The organism is Amycolatopsis sp. NBRC 101858 (assembly GCF_030269325.1).
GTDB classification, from domain to species: domain Bacteria; phylum Actinomycetota; class Actinomycetes; order Mycobacteriales; family Pseudonocardiaceae; genus Amycolatopsis; species Amycolatopsis ponsaeliensis.
The window spans coordinates 135,564-154,193 of sequence record NZ_BSTD01000002.1; the positions used below are offsets into that span (position 1 = coordinate 135,564).

Below are 18,630 nucleotides of genomic sequence, written 5' to 3' on the forward strand. Positions count from 1 at the left end.
CGCTGTGCTGTGCTGGGGGCATGGCTTCGGTGAGTGTCCGGTACATCGTCGACGACGTCGGCGCCGCCATCGCGTTCTACTGCGGGCAGCTCGGGTTCACCGAGCGGATGTACCCCGCGCCCGGCTTCGCGATGCTGACCCGCGGCGACCTCCGGCTGCTGCTGTCCGCGCCCGGGGCCGGGCCGGGTGGCGGCGCGGCCGTCGCCGGGGTGACGCCCGCGCCGGGCGGGTGGAACCGCTTCGCCCTGGAGGTCGACGACCTGGCCGCCGAAGTCGACCGGCTGCGGACCGCCGGCGTGCGGCTGCGCGGCGAGGTCGTCCACGGCGTCGGCGGTGACCAGGTGCTCGTCGACGACCCGTCGGGCAACCCGGTCGAGCTGTTCCAGCCCACCCGCGACGAGGCGCGCCTCAAGGGTTGACGGCCAGCACCAGGAAGCCGGCCAGCAGTACCAGGTGCACGCCGCCCTGCAGGCGCGTGGCCCGGCCGGGCACCACCGTCAGGACGCTCACCACGACCGTCAGGGCCAGCAGCACGATCTGCGTCGAGCCGAGGCCGAGCAGCAGTTCGCTCGGCAGCCACACCGACGCCAGCGCGATCGCCGGGATCGTCAGGCCGATGCTCGCGATCGCCGACCCGTAGGCGAGGTTGAGGCTGATCTGCATCCGGTCGCGCTGCGCCGCGCGCGTGGCCGCCAGCGTCTCGGGCAGCAGCACCAGCAACGCGATCACCACGCCCACGAACGACTGCGGGAACCCGGCCGCGCGCACGCCCGCCTCGATCGCCGGTGACTCGACCTTGGCCAGCCCGACCACCGCGACCAGCGCCACGAGCAGGAGCGCGAGGCTGCCCAGCGCCGCCCGGTTCGTCGGCGGTTCGGCGTGGTCGTCCTCCTTGACCTCGCCGTCCGCCGCCACCGGGAGGAAGAAGTCGCGGTGGCGGTAGGTCTGCGTCAGGACGAACGTCGCGTACAGCGCCAGGGACGCGATGGCGGCGAAGGTCAGCTGGGCCGACGAGAACGCCGGGCCGGGGGTGCTGGAGGTGAACGTCGGCAGCACCAGGCTCAGCGTGGCCAGGGTCGCGACCGTGGCGAGGGCGGCGCCGCTGCCTTCGGAGTTGAACAGCGTGACGCCGTAGCGGCGCGCGCCGACGAGCAGCGAGATGCCGACGATGCCGTTGGTCGTGATCATCACCGCGGCGAACACGGTGTCCCGCGCGAGCGACCCGGCCTCCGGGCCACCCGAAACCATCATCGTGACGATCAGCGCGACCTCGATGACGGTGACCGCGACCGCGAGCACGAGCGACCCGAACGGTTCGCCGACGCGGTGCGCGACGACCTCCGCGTGGTGGACCGCCGCGAGCACCGTCGCGCCGAGCGCGATCGCGACGACGGCGACGAACACGGCGCCGAGGTCGCGGCCCCAGGCGAGCGCCAGCACGACCAAGCCGAGTACCGGGGTGACGGAGGTCCAGGACGTCAGGAAGGATCTCAGCGTGGCGGCCATGTCACCACCCTGTCACACCAGCAGTCACTTTGCGTGGTCGTACGGCCATTCTCACATCGTCCCTTGTGGACGGTCGAGGCCGGCGGCGAGGACGTACCGCCGGAAGGTTTCGCTCAGCGGCGGGAGAGTCCGCCCGGCCGCCCACGCCAGGCCGATGTCGCGCGCGGCGTCCACATCGGTCAATTCCAGGTGCGGCGCCGGGGATTCCGCCGCGTGCGGCAGCGGCAGCACGGCCACGCCGAGCCCGGCGGCGACGAGCCCGCGCAGCGTCTCGACCTCGTCGCCCTCGAAACCGATCCGCGGCGCGAACCCCGCTTCGACGCACAGCCACTCGGTCGTTTCGCGCAGCGCGTAACCCGGCCGCAGGAGGATGAACGTCTCGTCCGCGAGGTCGGCGAGGCGGACGCGGCGGCGCCCGGCGAGGCGGTGGCGCGGCGGGACCGCGAGCCGCAGCGGCTCGACGAGCAGGCGTTCCCAGTGCAGCTGCGGGTGCCCGGGGTCGCCGCTGGTGATGACGAGGTCCGCGGTGCCGTCGAGGAGCTCCGCCTCGAGCCCGGCCTCGCCGTGCTGCCGCAGTTCGAACCGGGCACCGGGGTGCTCGCTCAGGAAGCCCCGCAGGATCGAGGGCACCAGCCAGGTGCCGAACGTGTGCAGGAAGGCCAGCGGGACGACCCCGGTGCCCGGTGCGACGAGCTCGCCGACCTCGCGCAGGCCCTGGTCGAGCTGGTCGAGCACGACGTCGACGTGCCGCTTGAACGCGTGCCCGGCCGGGGTCAGCCGCAGCACCCGCCCGGACCGGCGGAACAGCTCGGCTCCCGCGTCGTGCTCCAGCCGCCGCAGCGCGCGGGAGAGCGCGGGCTGGGTCAGGTGCGCGCCGGCCGCGGTCTCCGTGACGGTCGCGCCGCCGGCGACCTCGCGGAAGAGCCGCAGCGTCTGGACGTCCATGCCTCCAGTGTATGGATTTTCATCCAATCAGGCATTGGACGCATCGGTCGGCACGGTCCAGGCTGGAGGTATGGCAACCGTGGCAGAACAGCTGGTCAGGACCCTGCGGGACGCGGGGGTCGAGCGCATCTACGGCATCGTCGGCGACAGCCTCAACCCGATCGTCGACGCGGTCCGCCGCACCGACGGCATCGAGTGGGTGCACGTCCGCCACGAGGAGACGGCCGCCTTCGCCGCGGCCGCCGAAGCGCAGGTCACCGGCAAGCTCGCGGTGTGCGCGGGCAGCTGCGGGCCCGGCAACCTGCACCTGGTCAACGGCCTCTTCGACGCGCACCGCTCGGGCGCGCCGGTGCTCGCGATCGCGTCGCACATCCCGTCGAACCAGATCGGCACCGGGTTCTTCCAGGAGACGCACCCGGACCGGCTCTTCGCCGAATGCAGCCACTTCAGCGAGGTCGTGGCGGACCCGGCGCAGCTGCCGCGGCTCCTGCGGATCGCCACCCAGGCCGCCGTCGGCAAGGGCGGCGTCGCGGTGCTGACCATCCCGGGCGACCTCGCCGACCGCAAGGCGACCGGCCCGCTGACCGAGCGGCTCCCGCTGGTGACGCCGTCGCCGGCCGTGCCGCCCGCCGAGGTCGTCGAGGAGCTGGCCGCCCTGCTGAACTCGGGCGAGAAGGTGATGCTCTTCGCCGGCGCGGGCGTCCGCGGCGCGCACGAGGAGGTCATGGCGCTGGCGGACAAGCTCGGCGCGCCGGTCGGGCACTCGCTCGGCGGCAAGGAGTGGATCCAGTACGACAACCCGTTCGACGTCGGCATGAGCGGCCTGCTCGGCTACGGCGCGTGCTACGACGCGATGCACGAGGCCGACCGGATCCTGTTGCTGGGCACGGACTTCCCGTACGACAAGTTCCTCCCGCAGGCTCGCACGATCCAGCTCGACCACGACGCTTCGCGCCTCGGCAGGCGGACCCCGCTGGAGCTGGCGGTGCACGGCGACGTGCGCGAAACGCTCCGGGCCTTGCTGCCGCTCCTGCGGCCCCGCACCGAGCGCGCGTTCCTCGACCGGATGCTGCGCGAGCACGTGCGGAAGCTGGAGAAGGTCGTCGGCGCGTACACGGGGAAGATCGAGCAGCGCCGCCCGATCCACCCGGAGTACGTCGCCTCGGTGCTCGACGAGGTCGCCGCGGACGACGCGGTGTTCACCGTCGACACCGGCATGGGCAACGTCTGGGCCGCCCGCTACCTGACCCCGAACGGCCGCCGCCGGGTCATCGGCTCGTTCCGGCACGGCAGCATGGCGAACGCGCTGCCGCACGCGATCGGCGCGCAGCTCGCCCAGCCGGGCCGCCAGGTCGTGTCCCTGTCGGGCGACGGCGGGCTCGCGATGCTGATGGGCGACCTGCTGACGCTGCCCGCCTACGACGTCCCGGTGAAGGTCGTGGTGTTCAACAACGCCACGCTCGGCATGGTGAAGCTGGAGATGCTCGTCGACGGCCTCCCGGACTTCGGCACCGACCACCCGCCGGTGAACTTCGCGGCGATCGCGGCCGCGTGCGGAATCTTCGCGGAACGCGTCGAGGACCCGGCCGTCGTCCGCGGCGCGCTGGAGAAGGCGTTCGCCCACCCCGGTCCGGCCGTGGTCGAGGTCGTGACCGACCCGAACGCGCTGTCGATCCCGCCGCGGATCACCGGCGAGATGGTGCGCGGGTTCGCCCTCGGCGCCACCAAGACCGTGCTCAACGGCGGCGTCGGCAAGATGGTCGACCTGGCGCGCACCAACCTGCGCAACGCGCCGCGTCCCTAGGGCCTGCCCTCAAAGCCGGATGAGCAGCGTTCCACGATGTTGCGGCGCCGGTAGGCGGCGCGGCCGTGGCGCAGCCGGTTGGCCTGCTGGTCACGGCGTTCGGAAATGGTCGCTGGGATGTGTGTTTCCCCTGTGGGGGACCCGGTCGTGACGGGCCCTAGGGGGCCACGACGATGACGCCGGAGTCGGCCAGGGCTTCCAGGTCGGCGAGGATCCGCGCCCGGCGGGTGCCGCCCAGCTCCGCGGCGTCGAGTGCGTCGCGGAGCGAGGCGTGCATCGCCAGCGCGCGGACGAACCGCACCAGCTCCGGGCAGGTCAGGTAGGACAGTTTCCGGTTGCCGGTGTGGTAGGCGAGCGCCCCGAACGGCTCGGGGCGCAACGCCACCAGCGGGTTGACCCGGTACGCGGCGTCGAGGTCCATTGTGGACTTCGCGGCACCCGGCTATGCGGAGTGGACGATGACGCCGCGGATGTTCTTGCCGTCGCGCAGGTCCTGGTAGCCCTCGTTGACCTGCTCGAGGGTGTACTTGCGGGTCACCAGCTCGTCGAGCTTGAGCTTCCCGGCGTCGTAGAGCCGCAGCAGGCGGACGATGTCGTACTGCGGGTTCGCCGAGCCGAAGAGCGTGCCCTTGATCGTCTTCTCGAACAGCGTCATCACGCCGCCGGAGACGTGCACGGTGAGCTTCTCCGGGTTGGCGAGGCCGGTGATGACGACCGTGCCGCCCTTGCCGACGACGTTGAACGCCTCGCTGACGACGTCCTCCTCGACGGTGCCGACGGTGATGAGCGCCTGGTCGGCCAGCTGGCCCCAGGTCAGTTCGTTGACCTTCTCGGCGGCCTCGGCGGCCGTCGCGAAGGCGTGGGTGGCGCCGAACTTGAGCGCGGCCTCCCGCTTGAACTCGACGGGGTCGACGGCGACGACGTACTTGGCGCCGGCGTGCGCGGCGCCCTGCACGGCGTTGATGCCGATGCCGCCGATGCCGTAGACGACGGTGGTGTCCCCGGCCCGCACGCCGCCGGCGTAGTTCGCGGTGGCCCACCCGGTCGGGACGCCGCAGCCGACGAGCACGGCGGTCTCCAGCGGCAGCCAGTCGTCGACCTTGACGACGGAGTGCTGCGAGATGGTGGCGCGCTCGGAGAACGTGCCGAGCATGCACATGGCGCCGAAGTCCTGGCCGCCGCCGTGGAAGCGGAAGGTGCCGTCGGGCATGTGGCCGTCGAGGATGGTGGCGCCCATGTCGCACAGGTTCTGGCGGCCGGTGGAGCAGTAGCGGCAGGTGCCGCAGTTGGGGATGAAGCTGCAGACGACGTGGTCACCGGGCTGCACCTTGGTGACGCCGGGGCCGACGTCTTCGATGATCCCGGCGCCTTCGTGCCCGCCGATGATGGGGAAGCGCGGCACGAGGTCGTTGTCGATGAGGTGCAGGTCCGAGTGGCACAACCCGGCGGCGGTGTACTTGATGAGCACCTCGCCCGGCCCGGGGCCGTCGAGGTCCAGCTCCATGATCTCGAACGGCTTTCCGGCATCGAACAGTACGGCTGCCTTGGTCTTCACGGCCATCTCCTCCACGTGCGGCGGTGCACCCTTCGTGCCTCGATTGTGTGGAGGCGGGGCGCCGGTGGAGTGTCCAAATCCCGGACACCGGAGTCAGCGGACCCGCAGTGCCCGCATCCGGTTGTAGAGCGTCGACCGGCTGATGCCCAGCTGCTTCGCCGCTCGCACCTTGTTCCCGTCGCAAGCCCGCAGCGTCCGGACGATCACGTCGTACTCCGCCTGCTCCCAGCCGCTCAGCGCCGCTCCCGGGGCCGTGTCCGAGCAGCCCGGGGCGATGTCCGCCGCCGTCAGGTCGCCTGCCGAACGGCGGTCGGCCGCGCCCGCCAGCACGCCCTCCAGCTCGCGCAGGTTGCCCGGCCACTGCTGGGAGCTCAGCAGCTCCAGGGCGCCCGGGGTCAAGCGGAGCGAGCCGCGCAGCAACGCTCGGGCGATCGCCGGGATTTCGTCGCGGCGCTCGCGCAGCGGCGGGAGCTCGATCCGCCGGTGCATGCGCGCCGCCAGGGTCGCCTGCTCGCCGCGCAGCTCCGGCAACGGCCCGCTGAGCAGCGCGAACCACGCCGTCGTCGTGTCCAGGAGCCGGGCCAGGCGGACCGCCGCCAGCGGGGGCAGCAGCTGGATGCCGTCGACCACCAGCAGCCCGCGCTCCGAAGCCGCCGCCTCGACCCGCGCACACCAGGAAGCCTCTCCGGCCACGACGTCGGACGCGTCGAACTCGTGCACCGGCTCGTCCCCGGCGACCACGTGCGCCGCCGTCGTCCGGCCGGCGCCCGGTTCGCCCGAGATCAGCACGCGCCGCCGGGCGCGCCCCGCGCTGCGGAGCCGCTCGTCGACCTGGGCGGGGAACAGGCCGCGCGAACCCTGCGGCCGTGACACGACCGGGCTCGACGTCCGCACCGGCGCCAGCTCGAACAGCAGCCCGGCACTCGCCGACACCGCTTCGACGCGCACCTCGACCGGTGTGCCCGACGTCAGCCGGAGCCGGCCCAAGCCACGCTGCGTCCGGCCCAGCTCGCGCAGCAGCCGGTGGTCGGCGGTGTCGACCAGCTCGGTCGCCGCGGTGTTCGCGAGCACCACGTCCTGGCCGAGCGCCAGCACCGCGCACGCCCGGTGCTGCACCGACTGGAACGCGGCCAGCAGCTGCTGCTCGGCGAGCTTCGCACCGTCGAGCAGCCGCCGTTCGATGTCGGCGACCGCGCGCCGCAGGAACGGCCCGAGCAGCGGGTTCGCGTCACCCGCGGGGCCGGTGATGTCGAGGACGCCGGCCAGCCGCCGCGTCGTCGGGTGCACCACCGGGTGGCCGTAGCAGGTGAACTGCTTCATCGCCTCGAGGAAGTGCTCGTCGCCGTCGACGGAGACGCCGCGGCGGGTCTCGAACGGCGTCGCGAGGGCGTTCGTCCCGGTCTGCTCCTCCAGGAACTGGCAGCCGGGGACCGCGCTGATGTTCTCCAGCGCCAGCTCGACCGACCGCTCGGAGAACCGCCGGGCCACGATCCGGCAGTCGTCGTCGGCGAGCACGACGCAGAACCGCGTGCCGGCCAGCTGCCGGGCCAGCTCGTCGAGCACCGGCGACGCGGCCCGCAAGAGCCGGCTGCGGCTGTCGACGTCGGCGACTTCCAGCCGCTCGACCGACGACGCCGGCGAGAGCCCGGACAGCTCCGCCCGCCGCCACGACTGCGCGATCTCGGTCCGCAGGTCCACTCGCACTCCTCGCCGAGCCGATCGGTGTCCCCGGACTTCCATCATCACACGGGGCGCAAGCGCGGTGGACCTGTCCGATCGGGCAGGTGCCCGCCCGCTCCGGCCGGACGGTTCTCCCGCCTCGCCCGGACGGTTTCCGGGGTGAGCTGTTTCGCAAGCACCGCAACGCAAATAGCGTCGGCCCGCATCGAGCCCGTTCGTGGAAGGGATGCCCCATGCAGGTCGACGAACTGATCAAGCCGTTCCCGCTCAAGGAGTTCCACCCGATGCCGCGGGCGCTGCTCGGCCCGGGCGCGCACGAGATGATCGGTCCGGAGGCCCTGAAGATGGGCATGAAGCGGCCGCTCGTGATGACCTCGGGCCTGCGCGGCACCGGCATCGTGCACAAGCTCTTCGAGTCGCTGAAGTACCACGGCCTCGACCCGGTGCTCTACGACCAGGTCGAGTCCAACCCCAAGGACTACAACGTGATGGACTCCGTCGCGCTGTACCAGGAGCACAGCTGCGACGGCTTCGTCTCCATCGGCGGCGGCTCCTCGCACGACGCCTGCAAGGGCGCGCGCGTCTCGGTCGCGCACGACGGGCGCAACATCAACGAGTTCGAGGGCTTCAACAAGAGCGAGAACACCAAGAACCCGCCGCACATCGCCGTCTCCACGACGGCGGGCACCGGCTCCGAGACGTCGTGGGCCTACGTCATCACCGACACCACGACGGACCCGGACAACCCGCACAAGTACGTCGCCTTCGACGACGCGTCCGTCGTCACCCTCGCGGTCGACGACCCGGTGCTCTACTACGACTGCCCGTCGCACTTCACCGCGCAGTGCGGCTTCGACGTCCTCGCCCACGCGTCGGAACCGTACGTCTCCCGGCTGAACTTCATCCCGTCGCTCGGCAACGCGCTGTACTCGGCCGAGCTCGTCGGGCAGCACCTGCGGGCCGCCACCTGGCACGGCGACAACCTCGAAGCCCGCGAAGGGATGATGTACGCCCAGTACACCGCCGGGCAGGCGTTCAACTCCGGCGGCCTCGGCGTGATCCACTCGGTTTCGCACGCGGTCAGCGCGTTCTACGACACCCACCACGGCCTGAACAACGCCATCGCGCTGCCGCGGGTGTGGGCGTGGAACCTCCCGGTCGCGTACAAGCGCTACGCGAAGCTGGCCGGCGCGCTGGGCGTCGACACCACCGGCATGACCGACGTCAAGGCCGCCGACGCCGCGGTCGCCGCCGCCATCCGGCTGCTGCGCGACGTCGGCATCCCGGAGAAGTTCACCGACGTCAGCCAGGACACCCACCCGAAGAACCGGCTCGGCACCGGCCCGACGAAGTTCTACGAGCAGGCGACCGTCATCAAGGGCGACGACAACGACGTCGACCGCGTGTCGAACCACATCCTCGGGGACTCCTGCACGCCGGGGAACCCGAAGGAGACGACGTTCGAGACCGTCCGCCCGGTGGTCGACCACTGCTTCAACGGCGACCTGGACGACTTCCTCTCCTGATCCGGCCCGCGGGGTGCCGGGGCTGCCGGCACCCCGCTTCCAGAAGGGACGCCCGTGACGAGTTTCGCTTCGGTCGACGACGTCGCCGCGCGGCTGGCCGAGGTCGGCTACCTCGCCGACCGCCGGCTGGCCACCACCGTGTTCCTGCAGGCCGAGCTGGGCAAGCCGGTGCTGCTCGAAGGCCCGGCCGGGGTCGGCAAGACCGAGCTGGCCAAGTCGCTGGCCGCCGCGACCGGGCGGCGGCTGCTGCGGCTGCAGTGCTACGAGGGCCAGGACGAGACGAAGGCCCTCTACGACTGGGACTACGGCAAGCAGATGCTCTACACGCAGCTGCTGCGGGAGAAGATCGGCCAGATCGTCGACGACGCGGCCGACCTGCGCGAGGCCGTCGACCGGATTGCCGCGCAGGACAGCGTCTTCTTCTCCGAGCGGTTCCTCGCCGCCCGGCCGCTGCTGGAGGCCGTGCGGTCGCCGGAGCCGGTGGTCCTGCTGGTCGACGAGGTCGACCGCGCGGACGAAGCACTCGAAGCCGTGCTGCTGGAGATGCTCGCCGAGCAGCAGGTGTCGGTCCCCGAGCTGGGCACGTTCGTCGCCGAGCACCCGCCGTACGTCGTGCTGACCTCCAACAACACGCGTGACCTCTCGGCGGCGCTGAAACGGCGTTGCCTGCACCTGTTCCTCGACTACCCGTCGGCCGCCCGCGAGCTGGACATCATCCGGTCGAAGAAGACCGGGCTGGCCGACGCGCTCGCCGAGCACCTCGTCGACGTCGTCCGCGGGCTGCGGACGCTCGGCCTGCGCAAGCCGCCGAGCATTTCCGAGACGATCGACTGGGCCCGCACGCTGGCCGTCCTCGGCGCGACCGAGCTGGAGCCCGGCCTGCTGGCGGACACGATCTCGGTGGTCGCGAAGTACGACAAGGACGTCGAACGCGCGGCCGCCGCCCTCCCGAAGCTCGTCGCGGGGGAGCAGGTCGAGGCCGAGAACGAGGGCTCGGCGCTGCGCGGCGAGCGGGACCGCCCCGGCCGGCACGGCCCCGGCTACTACGGCGAGAAGCAGCAACCGGCACCCGGGGACGAAGAGGGCCGCGTGCGGCAGGTCAGCACCAGCCAGGGGGCGCGGTCGTTCACCGCGAACCTCGGCCGGCACCGGCGGGCGTGATGGAGGCGACAGTCCACCACTTCGCGCGGCTGCTGCGCGCGGACGGCGTCCGGGTCTCGGTGTCGGAGATGCTCGACGCGCTCGCCGGGGCCGCCGCGCCCGGGATCCTCGCCGACCGCGGCCTCTTCCGCGAGGTGCTGCGGACGTCGCTGGTGAAGGACCACCGCGACGACGACCGGTTCGACGAGCTCTTCGACGCGTTCTTCGCGCTGGTCCGGTTCTCCGGCGAGCCGTCACGGCGGCGGGCGCGCGACCTCGGCGAGTTCACGATCGCCGACGAGCTGGGCCAGCGGCCGCCGCGCGCGGACATGGAGAGCCCGGACGCCGAAGTCGGCGACCGGTTCGACCGCTCGAAGCTGGTCGAGCGCTACAGCCCGCACCCGGAGCTGAACCCGATCGTCCTCGACAGCGACACCACCGACGAAGTCGTTTTCTCCCAGCAGGAAGTGGGTGCGCTGGAGGACTCGAACTCCGTCCGGCTCGACGTCGACCGGACGCACGGCGCCGATCCGGGCTCGCTGAGCGCGGCGCCGGGGACGAAGCTGGACACCGAGCTGAGCCTGACCGAGCAGGACGCGCTGCTCGGCTGGCTCGACGACGCCGCCGACCCGGGCGGCGACGAGGACGACGCGGCGGCGGTCCGGGCCCGGCTCGCGGGGGTGCTCGCCGGCCTGCCGGAAGCGCTGAAGCGGCACCTCGAGTACCTGATGTCCGTGCAGCACACGGTGGAGGGCCGCCGTGTCGCGCCGGTGGGGGAGCTGGGCGGCCGCGAACAGGACCAGCTCGAAGTCGCCGTCCGGCGCCTGGTGCAGAGCCTGCGCGGCGCCCCGACGCACCGCAAGCGCGAGGCCGCGCGCGGGCGCGTCGACTCGGCCCGGACGATGCGGCGGAACCTGCGGTACGACGGCGTCCCGTTCCGGCCGGTGACGGTCGCGAAGGCCGAGGACAAGCCGCGGCTGGTCGTGCTCGCCGACGTCAGCCTGTCGGTGCGGGCGACCGCCCGGTTCACGCTGCACCTGGTGCACCGCCTGCAGGGGATGTTCGGGCAGGTGCGGACCTTCGCGTTCGTCGCGGAGCTGGCCGAGATCACCGGGCTCTTCCGGCGTTACCACGTCGAGGAGGTCCTGGGCCTGGTGTTCGGCGGCGACGTCCTGGACATCGACGCGAACTCCGACTACGGCCGGGTGTTCGGGACGTTCCTCGGGGAGTACGGCTCGTCGGTGACGCGCCGCACGACGGTGCTGATCCTCGGCGACGGCCGCGGCAACGGCACCGACCCGAACCTGCCCGCGTTCGAGGAGCTGACCCGCCGCGCGCGCGAGACGATCTGGCTGACGCAGGAGCCGCGCTACTCGTGGGGGCTCGGGCCGTGCGACCTGCCGGCGTACGCGGAGTTCTGCGACCGCGTCCGCGTGGTGCGCGACCTGTCCGGTTTGGACAGTGCGGCCGCGGACCTGGCATCGGCGAGGACCGGCCGGTGACCGCGGTCCTGGACCCGCTCGCGCCGGGTCATCGCGGCTGGTGGGAGTGTGGCGAAGTGCTGGTCTGCCACGAGGACGGCGTCGCGGTCCCGAACGCGCTGACCGCGCGGCTGGTGCCGTCGCACGTGACTGCGCATTTCCGGGTGTATGCGCTGGGGCGCCGGACGTTGGTGTCGCACCGGTATCGCGGCGACGAGCTCGACGATGACCTGGCCGGCCACCTCGCTGTCGAGTTGGATTTCCTCGCCGGGCACTTCGAGGAGCTGTTCACCGGCGTCGTCCGCACGACGGTGCACGACCCGCTGCTGGCGTGGACGGTGTTCTACGCGAACACGTTGGCGGCGTTGCGTCGGCCGGGTCCGGCGGGCGCGATCGCGTCGTTCGCCCCCGTGCACGCGCGGGCCTTGGAGCTGGTGCGGGGCCGGACGGTGCTGGATCTGGGCTCGTGCTTCGGGTTCCTGCCGCTGCAGATGGTTTCCCGCGGGCTCCGGCCGATCGCGTCGGACGTCTCGGCGGGGACGATGGGGCTGCTGTCCCGGGTGTCGTCGTGGTTCGGGACGCCGCTCCCGGTGCTGGCGTGCGACGCGGCGGCGGTGCCGTTGGCGTCCCGAAGCGTCGACACGGTGACGGCGATCCACCTGCTGGAGCACGTATCGCCTTCCCATGGGGCGGCAGTGCTGCGAGAGATGCTGCGCGTGGCCCGCCGCCGGGTGGTGGTGGCGGTCCCGTTCGAGGCGACGCCGAACCCGGCATTCGGGCACGTGCGGTGTTTCGACTTCGAGGTCTTGCAGGCGTGGGGGCGGGCATCGGGGGTGCCGTTCACGGTGTTCGAGCACCACGGCGGCTGGCTGGTCCTCGACGTGGCGTGACGCTCAGCGGACCGGGTGGCCGTCTTCGCAGAGGAGCAGCTCGCCGGACCGGGCGGCACCCAGCGCCGCGGCGACCCGGCGGGCCAGGACCGGTTCCAGCTCGGGTTCCGCGTCGGCGAGCGGCAGCAGCCGGGCCGACACGATTTCGGGGTCGGTGAACGTCAGCCGTGCGACGTCGTCCTCGGTCAGCAGGCCGCCGTCGAAGACGAAGTTGAGGCCCTCCGGCAGTTTCGCCGCGCTCTGGTGGTCGATGACGAGCAACCGCCCCGGCGCCCGGTCGAGCCCCAGCTCTTCGGCCACCTCACGGCGCGCTGTGCGCCACGGGGGTTCGCCCGCCTCGCCGGCGCCGCCCGGGATCTCCCAGAACGGCTTGTAGGACGGCCGGGCGAACAGCACGCGGTCGCCGGCGTCCCGGAAGAGCACCCCTGCGGCGGTGCGCTTGCGGTCGAGCGAGCGGACGTAGTCATCGAACGGCAGCAGCTCCACGCCGCCGACCCTACCTAGATCAACGCCCGCTTCGAGGCCGCGTACACCGCCTCCGCGCGGCTACCGACCTCGAGCTTGCGCATGATGTTCCCGACGTGGAACTTCGCCGTCGTGGGCGAAATGAACAGCTCCGCCCCGATCGCCTGGTTCGACAGCCCCTGGGCCAGCAGCTTCAGCACCGTCAGCTCGCGGTCCGTCAGCCGTTGCGCGTCCGGCTGGGTGCGGCCCGACAACGTCCGGACCACCGAGCCGACGCTGCGTGAGTCGAACGCGTTCTCGCCGCGGGACACCGCCTTGATCGCGTTCGCCAGCGCCGTCGTGTCGACGTCCTTGACCACGTACCCCCGCGCGCCCGCCTGGACCGCCTCCATCACCAGGTGGTCCTCCAGGAACGTCGTCAGCACCAGCACCGCCAGCGACGGATACGCGGCCGTCAGCGAACGGCACAGCACCAGCCCCTCGGAATCCGACGACGTCGACAGCTTCAGGTCCAGCAGCACCACTGCCGGCCGGTGCGCGGCGATCACCGCCTGCGCCTCGGCCGCCGTCGACGCCTCGCCGACGATGCGGAACAGCGGGTCGCGCTCCAGGACCGACCGCAGGCCCTGGCGCAGGATCGCGTGGTCGTCGACCAGGACGATCGTGATCGGCTCAGTCAAGGGGCACCCCCACCACGATCTTGACGCCGCCGATGCGCGACCGGCGCACCGAGAACGTCCCGCCCAGCTCGCGGGCGCGGGCGTCCATGTTGGCCAGGCCGCGGTGGGCGCCGTCGAGGTCCTGGCCGCCCGCCACCCGCAGCACGCGGCGCAGCACCTCGGGCTCGCCGCAGCCGTCGTCGGACACCGCCAGCACCACCTCGTCGGCCCGGTAGCTCAGCCGGATCAGCGCGCGGCGCGCGTGGCCGTGCACCGCGCTGTTGAACAGGGCCTCGCCGCAGATGCGGAACAGCGAATGCTCGGCCTCGGCGGGCAGGTCGACCGGCTTGCCGCCGATCCGCAGCTCCACCGCCAGCTCCGTCGGCAGGTGCACGCTGGTCAGCCGCTCCAGCAGCTCGGGCAGGCCGGCGTGCGGGCGCTCGCGGTCGTGGCTGAGCGCGTGGATCACCGACCGCAGCTGGTCGACCGCCCCGCGGGTCAGGTCCTTGGCCACGGCCAGCCGTTCCGCCGTCTCGCCGGTCGCCTCGGCCCGGCACAGCTCGACCTGCATGCCCGCCGACAGCACGGACTGAGTGACGCTGTCGTGCAGCTCGCGCGCGATCCGGTGCCGCTCCGAGTCGATCACCTCGCGCTGGCGGGCGGCGAGCAGCTCCTGCTGCGCGCGTTCGCTGCGCCGGTGCAGCGACGAATTGTGCAGCGCCACCACGCTCTGGCTCGCCAGGATCCGCAGCACGGCCTCGTCGGTCGCGACGATCTCGCGCCCGTGCGGCATCCACAGCAGCAGCCCGCCGACCACCTCGCACTCCAGCGTCACCGGCACCCGGACGTGGCGGCCCGGCTGGTCGCCCGGCTCGGCGAAGTCGAGGGCCCCGGCGAGCATCCGGGTCAGGCACGCGCGCACGTACCCCGGCATCGGGTCCACAGTGGACAGCTGACGCCCGCCGGGCCCGATGATCGTGCAGCGCGGCTCGGCCTCGGGCAGGACCGAGTCGGCGACGGCGAACAGCGCGTACTCCGCGTCGACGTGCTCCGCCGCCGTCCGGACGGTCGCGCGCAGCAGGCTGTCCTGCTGCTCGACGGTCCGCACGAGCGTGCGGGAAATCCGGTCCAGCGCGTGGATCACACCCTCGAGCCGCTCGATCGACGACACGTACGCCGGGTAGAACGACCGCTTGCCGGAACGCACGCCGGTCAGCTCGGCCAGGTACCCGGGCCGGTCGTGGTCGCCGAGCGGCGCGCGCGTCACAGGGCCGCCCGGAACAGCGCTTCGATCTCCGCAACGTCGGCCGCGCGCGGATTGGTGGCCAGGCAGGCGTCGTGCAGGGTGTTGCGGGCCAGCACCGGAAGGTGGGCCGCGGTGACGCCGAGTTCGCCCAGCCCCTTCGGCACGCCGACGTCGTCCGCGAGCGCCCGCACCTGGTCGGCGACGGCGAGGCCGGCCTCCTCCGGCGGCGTCCCCTCCGAAGCGAGTCCGAGGGCGCGGGCGATCGGCACGTACCGCCCGGGGTGCGCGCGGGCGTTGAACCGGACGACGTGGGGGAGCAGCACGCCGTTGATCACGCCGTGCGGCAGGTCGAGCAGCCCGCCGACCTGGTGGCTCATCGCGTGCGCCGCGCCGAGGATCGCGTTGGTGAACGCCAGCCCGGCCTCCAGGCTGGCCTGGGCCATCAGCATCCGGGACGAGCGTTCGCCGGGCTCGTCGATGCTCCGCACGAGGTTCCCGTGCACCAGGGCGATCGAGTTGAGCGCGTGGTGGTCGGTGAGCGGGTTGTGCGCCTTCGACACGAACGCCTCGATGCCGTGCGTCAGTGCGTCGAGCCCGGTCGCCGCGGCCAGCCAGTCCGGCATCGTGGTGAGCAGCCGCGGGTCGGTCACCGAAACGTCCGGCACCAGCGTGCGGCCGATGATGGTGATCTTGGTGTTGTGCGTGGTGTCGGTGACGATGCAGAACTGCGAGACGTCGGCGCCGGTCCCGGCGGTCGACGGGATCATCACCATCGGCGGGATCGGCTGGCGGCTGCGGTCGACGCCCTCGAAGTCGAGGATGTCGCCGCCGTTCGCGGCCAGCAGCGCGACGCCCTTGCCCGCGTCGATCACCGAGCCGCCGCCGAGGCCCATGATGACGTCGCAGCCGGCTTCGCGGTAGCGCTCGTGCCCGGCGGCGATCTCGTGGTCCTTCGGGTTCGGCGTCGGGTCCGCCCAGACGGTCGGCGTCAGCCCGGCGGCACGCAGGTGCCCGATCAGCTCGTCGACCCACGGTGTCCCGAGCAGCCCGGCGTCGGTGACGAGCATCGGGCGCCGCGCGCCCAGCCGGGCGGCGACGTGCCCGGCTTCGCTGAGCGCGCCTTCGCCGAACATGATCTCGGGGGCGTGGAACTTGGCGATGGTCAGGCCTTCGGGCCCGGGCGGCGGGGTCGCGGCGCCGTACAGGCCGGCCGGCTGGGTGAGACCCGTGCCCGGCCAGGCGCCGCCGTCGTCGGCCACCCGGGAGGGCGCGGGCCGGCGAGTGAGGACCACGGGCACTCCCGATGACACGTCGGCGTTGACTTCCGGCCAGGCTACCTCTCCGTCGCGGTCGTCCGGCCCGTCCGATCGGGTAGGTCGGCCCACTCCGGCAACCGGACGCCGTGCAGGCCCCGATAGGCCGCGCGCTCCGGCTCGCGCCAGTGTTCCAGCAGGTCAGCACGAGGTTTGAAGACCTCGACGCCGATCGGGTGGCAGACGTCGATCGGGTCGCGCGCGTCCGGTCCCCAGAGCGGGATGGACAGGTCGCCGCCCGGGCAGGTGGACAACGCGCACAGCAGGTCGATCTCGGCGAAGAACTCGAAGTGGTCGCCCGGGCGGGCCGGGCAGTCCTTCATGAAGTAGCGGTCCTCGGCGTCGAGCCCGGTGCACTGGAAGACGTTCAGGACGTCGTGCACGTCGAATTCGGTGAGCCCGAACGGCGCGACCGCGCGCACGAGGTTCGAGTGGCAGTGGAAGTCGAAGTCCTCGCCGGTGAGCAGCCGGTTGACGTAGGGGTCGCAGCGGGTGCCGAGCAGGTCGTGCACGCGGCCGCCGTCCGCGTCTTCGCCGTGGTTTTCGAGGGTGTCGGCGGTGATCGTCGCGAGCGGGCGGAGGAAGGGCAGCGTCGACCAGAGCCGGTCGAAGGTGCTGACGTGGGCGCGCTGCAGCTGCCGGGTGCGCGCGGCCCAGAAGCGTTCGCGGGGGTCGTCGGCGTTCCACAGGTTGAGGTCGCCGACCTGCGGGCCGTCGACGGTGCTGAGGCGGCAGAGGTGGCCCTTCGGGACGCGCCAGGCGCGGCCCGCGCGGATCGGGATCTCGAAGGCGTCGACGAGCTCGCGGGTGTCGTCCTCGGCGAGCCGCCGGTAGAACGGCCGGTCGACGTCGAGCGCGCGGCCTTGGTAGGCGGGTGCAGGCATCGGGTCTCCCTCGTGCTGGATGGGGCTCCAGGATGCCCCGGCTACGCACGGTGGCGTTCGACCACTCGTTCGGCTGCTGGGTGGCGGCCCTTCCGGCTCCTACCGTCGAGGGAGCTCTACTCGTGGGAGGAGTGACCGGCGGTGCTCGTGGCATTCCAGCGCACCGGCGAGGAGCGGCGCCTGCCCGCAGCGGCGGCGCACCTCGTGGGGTTGCTGCGTTCCTGGGGTCCGGGACCGGACCACCTGACGGGGCTGGCACTGACCGGCATCACGCTCGGCCCCCGGTTCGTGGACGCATTGGTGTTCACCCGGTCGGGGGTGGTGGTGATCGCGGCGCACTCACCGGGCATTTCGCCGGGCTCGGCCGAGCGGGCGGGCGCGGGAGTGGCGGCGGCCAAGGGGGCATTGGCCGCGCACGACGGCGGGCGGTACGTGACGGGGCTGGTCGCGGTGGTGCCCGGGGGCGTGCAGGAGGCGGTGGCGGAGGAGCGGGACCGGCTGGCGGAGCCGGGCGAGCACGACTCGGCGGGTCTGCCGCTGTCCGAGGCGGTGACGGTGCCGGAGCCGCGCGAACCGGTGGCGGAGTCGCGTGCGCACACGGAGGAACCAGGCGGGCTCGAGCCGGATTCCGCCTGGGGTGAGCCGGATTCCGGCGACCTCGTGCCGGAGCAGGCGTGGGGTGAGCCGGCGGACCGGCACGGGCCGGAAGAGCGCTGGGGTGAGCCGGATGGGCCGCGGCCGGACCAAGCCAGGAGCGAACCGGACCCACTCGACCGCGATCCGGACTCTGTTTGGCGTCGACCGGATCCGGGCGAACTCGGGCCGGACCAAGTCTGGAGTGGGCCGGATCCGACCGGCCGTGAGCCGGACTCTTCTCTGCGTCGATCGGACCCGGGCGAACTCGGGCCGGATTCGGGTGGACCTGCGCCGGACCAAGCCTGGAGCGGGCCGGGCTCGACCGGCCGTGACTCGGACTCTGCTCGGCGTCGACCGGATCCAGGAGGACTCGGGCCGGGCCCGACCGTCCGCGAGCCGAACCCGGCAAGGCGTGATTCCGCGCCGGAGCAAACCTGGGGCCACCCCGACCTGCCCTGGCTGGACACCGACTCCTTCCCCGGCGTAGCCGTCGTGCTCGCCGACCCTCGAGGGCTGCGGCGGATCATCGGGCAGCACAACCGGTGGCGGACCGTCTGGTCGGCCGACGACGTCCTCGACGCCTGCTACGCCCTCTCCCTCGCCCACCTCGCTCCGCCGCGGGCCGCGCTGCTCGCCGATGGGTTCCCCGCGCGCCTACCGACCATGAAGCCACTTCCCGCGCTCCCCGCCGTCCTGCCGCTGCCGGCCGATCCGCCGCCGGACGCCGCCGTCGATGAGCCTGGTCCGCGGATTCCTCGGCCGCGGGGACAGTCCGTCTTCCCGAAGCAACGGCCGATCCGCCTGGTTCCGTGGGCACTGGTCTTCGTGCTGACCCTGCTCGTCACCGTGGGCGTGATCGCCGCCGTTTTCGTGGCGCAGGTCTTCCACGGCTCGTGAGTT

17 protein-coding genes are annotated in these 18,630 nt (G+C 72.5%); 7 read left to right on the forward strand and 10 right to left on the reverse strand.

What is annotated here, in order from left to right; all coding sequences use genetic code 11:
* Nucleotides 1–20 precede the first annotated feature (20 nt).
* Nucleotides 21–419, forward strand: coding sequence for a VOC family protein (locus tag QSK39_RS13845; protein ID WP_285478130.1), 399 nt, complete (start codon nt 21–23; stop codon nt 417–419).
* Here the strand turns inward: QSK39_RS13845 and QSK39_RS13850 are convergent.
* Nucleotides 409–1,506, reverse strand: coding sequence for a calcium:cation antiporter (locus QSK39_RS13850; RefSeq protein ID WP_285478131.1), 1,098 nt, complete (start codon nt 1,504–1,506; stop codon nt 409–411). The two genes, QSK39_RS13845 and QSK39_RS13850, sit on opposite strands and share 11 nt — an antisense overlap.
* Before the next feature lie 51 nt (nt 1,507–1,557).
* Nucleotides 1,558–2,451: a LysR family transcriptional regulator gene (locus QSK39_RS13855; protein WP_285478132.1), complete on the reverse strand. Its 894-nt coding sequence runs from the start codon at nt 2,449–2,451 to the stop codon at nt 1,558–1,560.
* A 70-nt stretch (nt 2,452–2,521) separates the two neighbouring features.
* On the opposite strand from QSK39_RS13855, the gene QSK39_RS13860 reads away from it, so the two are divergent.
* Complete coding sequence (locus QSK39_RS13860; RefSeq protein ID WP_285478133.1) at nt 2,522–4,255, forward strand: pyruvate dehydrogenase; 1,734 nt, start codon at nt 2,522–2,524, stop codon at nt 4,253–4,255.
* 157 nt (nt 4,256–4,412) lie between these two features.
* On the opposite strand, the gene mftB is transcribed toward QSK39_RS13860, so the two are convergent.
* From mftB to QSK39_RS13875, 3 genes are all read right to left on the reverse strand, one after another.
* Nucleotides 4,413–4,676, reverse strand: a complete 264-nt coding sequence (gene mftB / locus QSK39_RS13865; RefSeq protein WP_285478134.1) for a mycofactocin biosynthesis chaperone MftB — start codon at nt 4,674–4,676, stop codon at nt 4,413–4,415.
* Between the two features lie 21 nt (nt 4,677–4,697).
* Entirely contained in the window at nt 4,698–5,810 is a 1,113-nt protein-coding gene (locus QSK39_RS13870) for an NDMA-dependent alcohol dehydrogenase (protein ID WP_285478135.1), read from the reverse strand.
* 93 nt (nt 5,811–5,903) lie between these two features.
* Nucleotides 5,904–7,508 carry a sigma-54-dependent Fis family transcriptional regulator gene (locus QSK39_RS13875; RefSeq protein ID WP_285478136.1) on the reverse strand — a complete coding sequence of 535 codons (1,605 nt, stop codon included), beginning with the start codon at nt 7,506–7,508 and terminating at the stop codon, nt 5,904–5,906.
* Nucleotides 7,509–7,723: 215 nt separating this feature from the next.
* On the opposite strand from QSK39_RS13875, the gene mdo reads away from it, so the two are divergent.
* Genes mdo through mftM form a run of 4 tightly spaced genes read left to right on the forward strand, consistent with a single transcriptional unit; the run spans nt 7,724 to nt 12,527 of the window.
* The gene (gene mdo / locus QSK39_RS13880; RefSeq protein WP_285478137.1) at nt 7,724–9,016 is read left to right on the forward strand and encodes an NDMA-dependent methanol dehydrogenase; all 1,293 of its coding nucleotides are present in this window, start codon (nt 7,724–7,726) and stop codon (nt 9,014–9,016) included.
* A 54-nt stretch (nt 9,017–9,070) separates the two neighbouring features.
* Entirely contained in the window at nt 9,071–10,177 is a 1,107-nt protein-coding gene (locus QSK39_RS13885) for an AAA family ATPase (protein ID WP_285478138.1), read from the forward strand.
* Nucleotides 10,177–11,658 carry a VWA domain-containing protein gene (locus tag QSK39_RS13890; RefSeq protein WP_285478139.1) on the forward strand — a complete coding sequence of 494 codons (1,482 nt, stop codon included), beginning with the start codon at nt 10,177–10,179 and terminating at the stop codon, nt 11,656–11,658. The genes QSK39_RS13885 and QSK39_RS13890 overlap by 1 nt, the downstream gene beginning before the upstream one ends.
* Nucleotides 11,655–12,527, forward strand: coding sequence for a mycofactocin oligosaccharide methyltransferase MftM (mftM, locus tag QSK39_RS13895; RefSeq protein ID WP_285478140.1), 873 nt, complete (start codon nt 11,655–11,657; stop codon nt 12,525–12,527). The genes QSK39_RS13890 and mftM overlap by 4 nt, the downstream gene beginning before the upstream one ends.
* Before the next feature lie 3 nt (nt 12,528–12,530).
* On the opposite strand, the gene QSK39_RS13900 is transcribed toward mftM, so the two are convergent.
* From QSK39_RS13900 to QSK39_RS13920, 5 genes are read right to left on the reverse strand one after another with little or no spacing between them, the layout of a single operon-like run.
* Entirely contained in the window at nt 12,531–13,013 is a 483-nt protein-coding gene (locus QSK39_RS13900) for an NUDIX domain-containing protein (protein WP_285478141.1), read from the reverse strand.
* 14 nt (nt 13,014–13,027) lie between these two features.
* The gene (locus QSK39_RS13905; RefSeq protein ID WP_285478142.1) at nt 13,028–13,672 is read right to left on the reverse strand and encodes a MadR family response regulator transcription factor; all 645 of its coding nucleotides are present in this window, start codon (nt 13,670–13,672) and stop codon (nt 13,028–13,030) included.
* Nucleotides 13,665–14,918: a sensor histidine kinase gene (locus QSK39_RS13910; protein WP_285478143.1), complete on the reverse strand. Its 1,254-nt coding sequence runs from the start codon at nt 14,916–14,918 to the stop codon at nt 13,665–13,667. The genes QSK39_RS13905 and QSK39_RS13910 overlap by 8 nt, the downstream gene beginning before the upstream one ends.
* Nucleotides 14,915–16,189 (reverse strand): iron-containing alcohol dehydrogenase, encoded by a 1,275-nt coding sequence (locus QSK39_RS13915; RefSeq protein WP_353051056.1) that lies wholly within the window; start codon nt 16,187–16,189, stop codon nt 14,915–14,917. Before QSK39_RS13915 ends, QSK39_RS13910 begins: the two co-directional genes overlap by 4 nt.
* Before the next feature lie 41 nt (nt 16,190–16,230).
* Nucleotides 16,231–17,094, reverse strand: a complete 864-nt coding sequence (locus QSK39_RS13920) for an urea carboxylase-associated family protein (protein ID WP_285478144.1) — start codon at nt 17,092–17,094, stop codon at nt 16,231–16,233.
* 141 nt (nt 17,095–17,235) lie between these two features.
* Between QSK39_RS13920 and QSK39_RS13925 the strand changes: the two genes are divergently transcribed.
* Entirely contained in the window at nt 17,236–18,627 is a 1,392-nt protein-coding gene (locus QSK39_RS13925; protein WP_285478145.1) for a hypothetical protein, read from the forward strand.
* The last annotated feature ends 3 nt before the right edge of the window (nt 18,628–18,630 follow it).

Coding starts and splice junctions, on each gene's coding strand:
- mdo (WP_285478137.1), top strand. CDS start 7,724: ATGCAGGTCGACGAACTGATCAAGCCGTTCCCGCTCAAGGAGTTCCAC.
- QSK39_RS13850 (WP_285478131.1), bottom strand. CDS start 1,506: ATGGCCGCCACGCTGAGATCCTTCCTGACGTCCTGGACCTCCGTCACC.
- QSK39_RS13845 (WP_285478130.1), top strand. CDS start 21: ATGGCTTCGGTGAGTGTCCGGTACATCGTCGACGACGTCGGCGCCGCC.
- QSK39_RS13855 (WP_285478132.1), bottom strand. CDS start 2,451: ATGGACGTCCAGACGCTGCGGCTCTTCCGCGAGGTCGCCGGCGGCGCG.
- QSK39_RS13860 (WP_285478133.1), top strand. CDS start 2,522: ATGGCAACCGTGGCAGAACAGCTGGTCAGGACCCTGCGGGACGCGGGG.
- QSK39_RS13890 (WP_285478139.1), top strand. CDS start 10,177: ATGGAGGCGACAGTCCACCACTTCGCGCGGCTGCTGCGCGCGGACGGC.
- QSK39_RS13920 (WP_285478144.1), bottom strand. CDS start 17,094: ATGCCTGCACCCGCCTACCAAGGCCGCGCGCTCGACGTCGACCGGCCG.
- mftB (WP_285478134.1), bottom strand. CDS start 4,676: ATGGACCTCGACGCCGCGTACCGGGTCAACCCGCTGGTGGCGTTGCGC.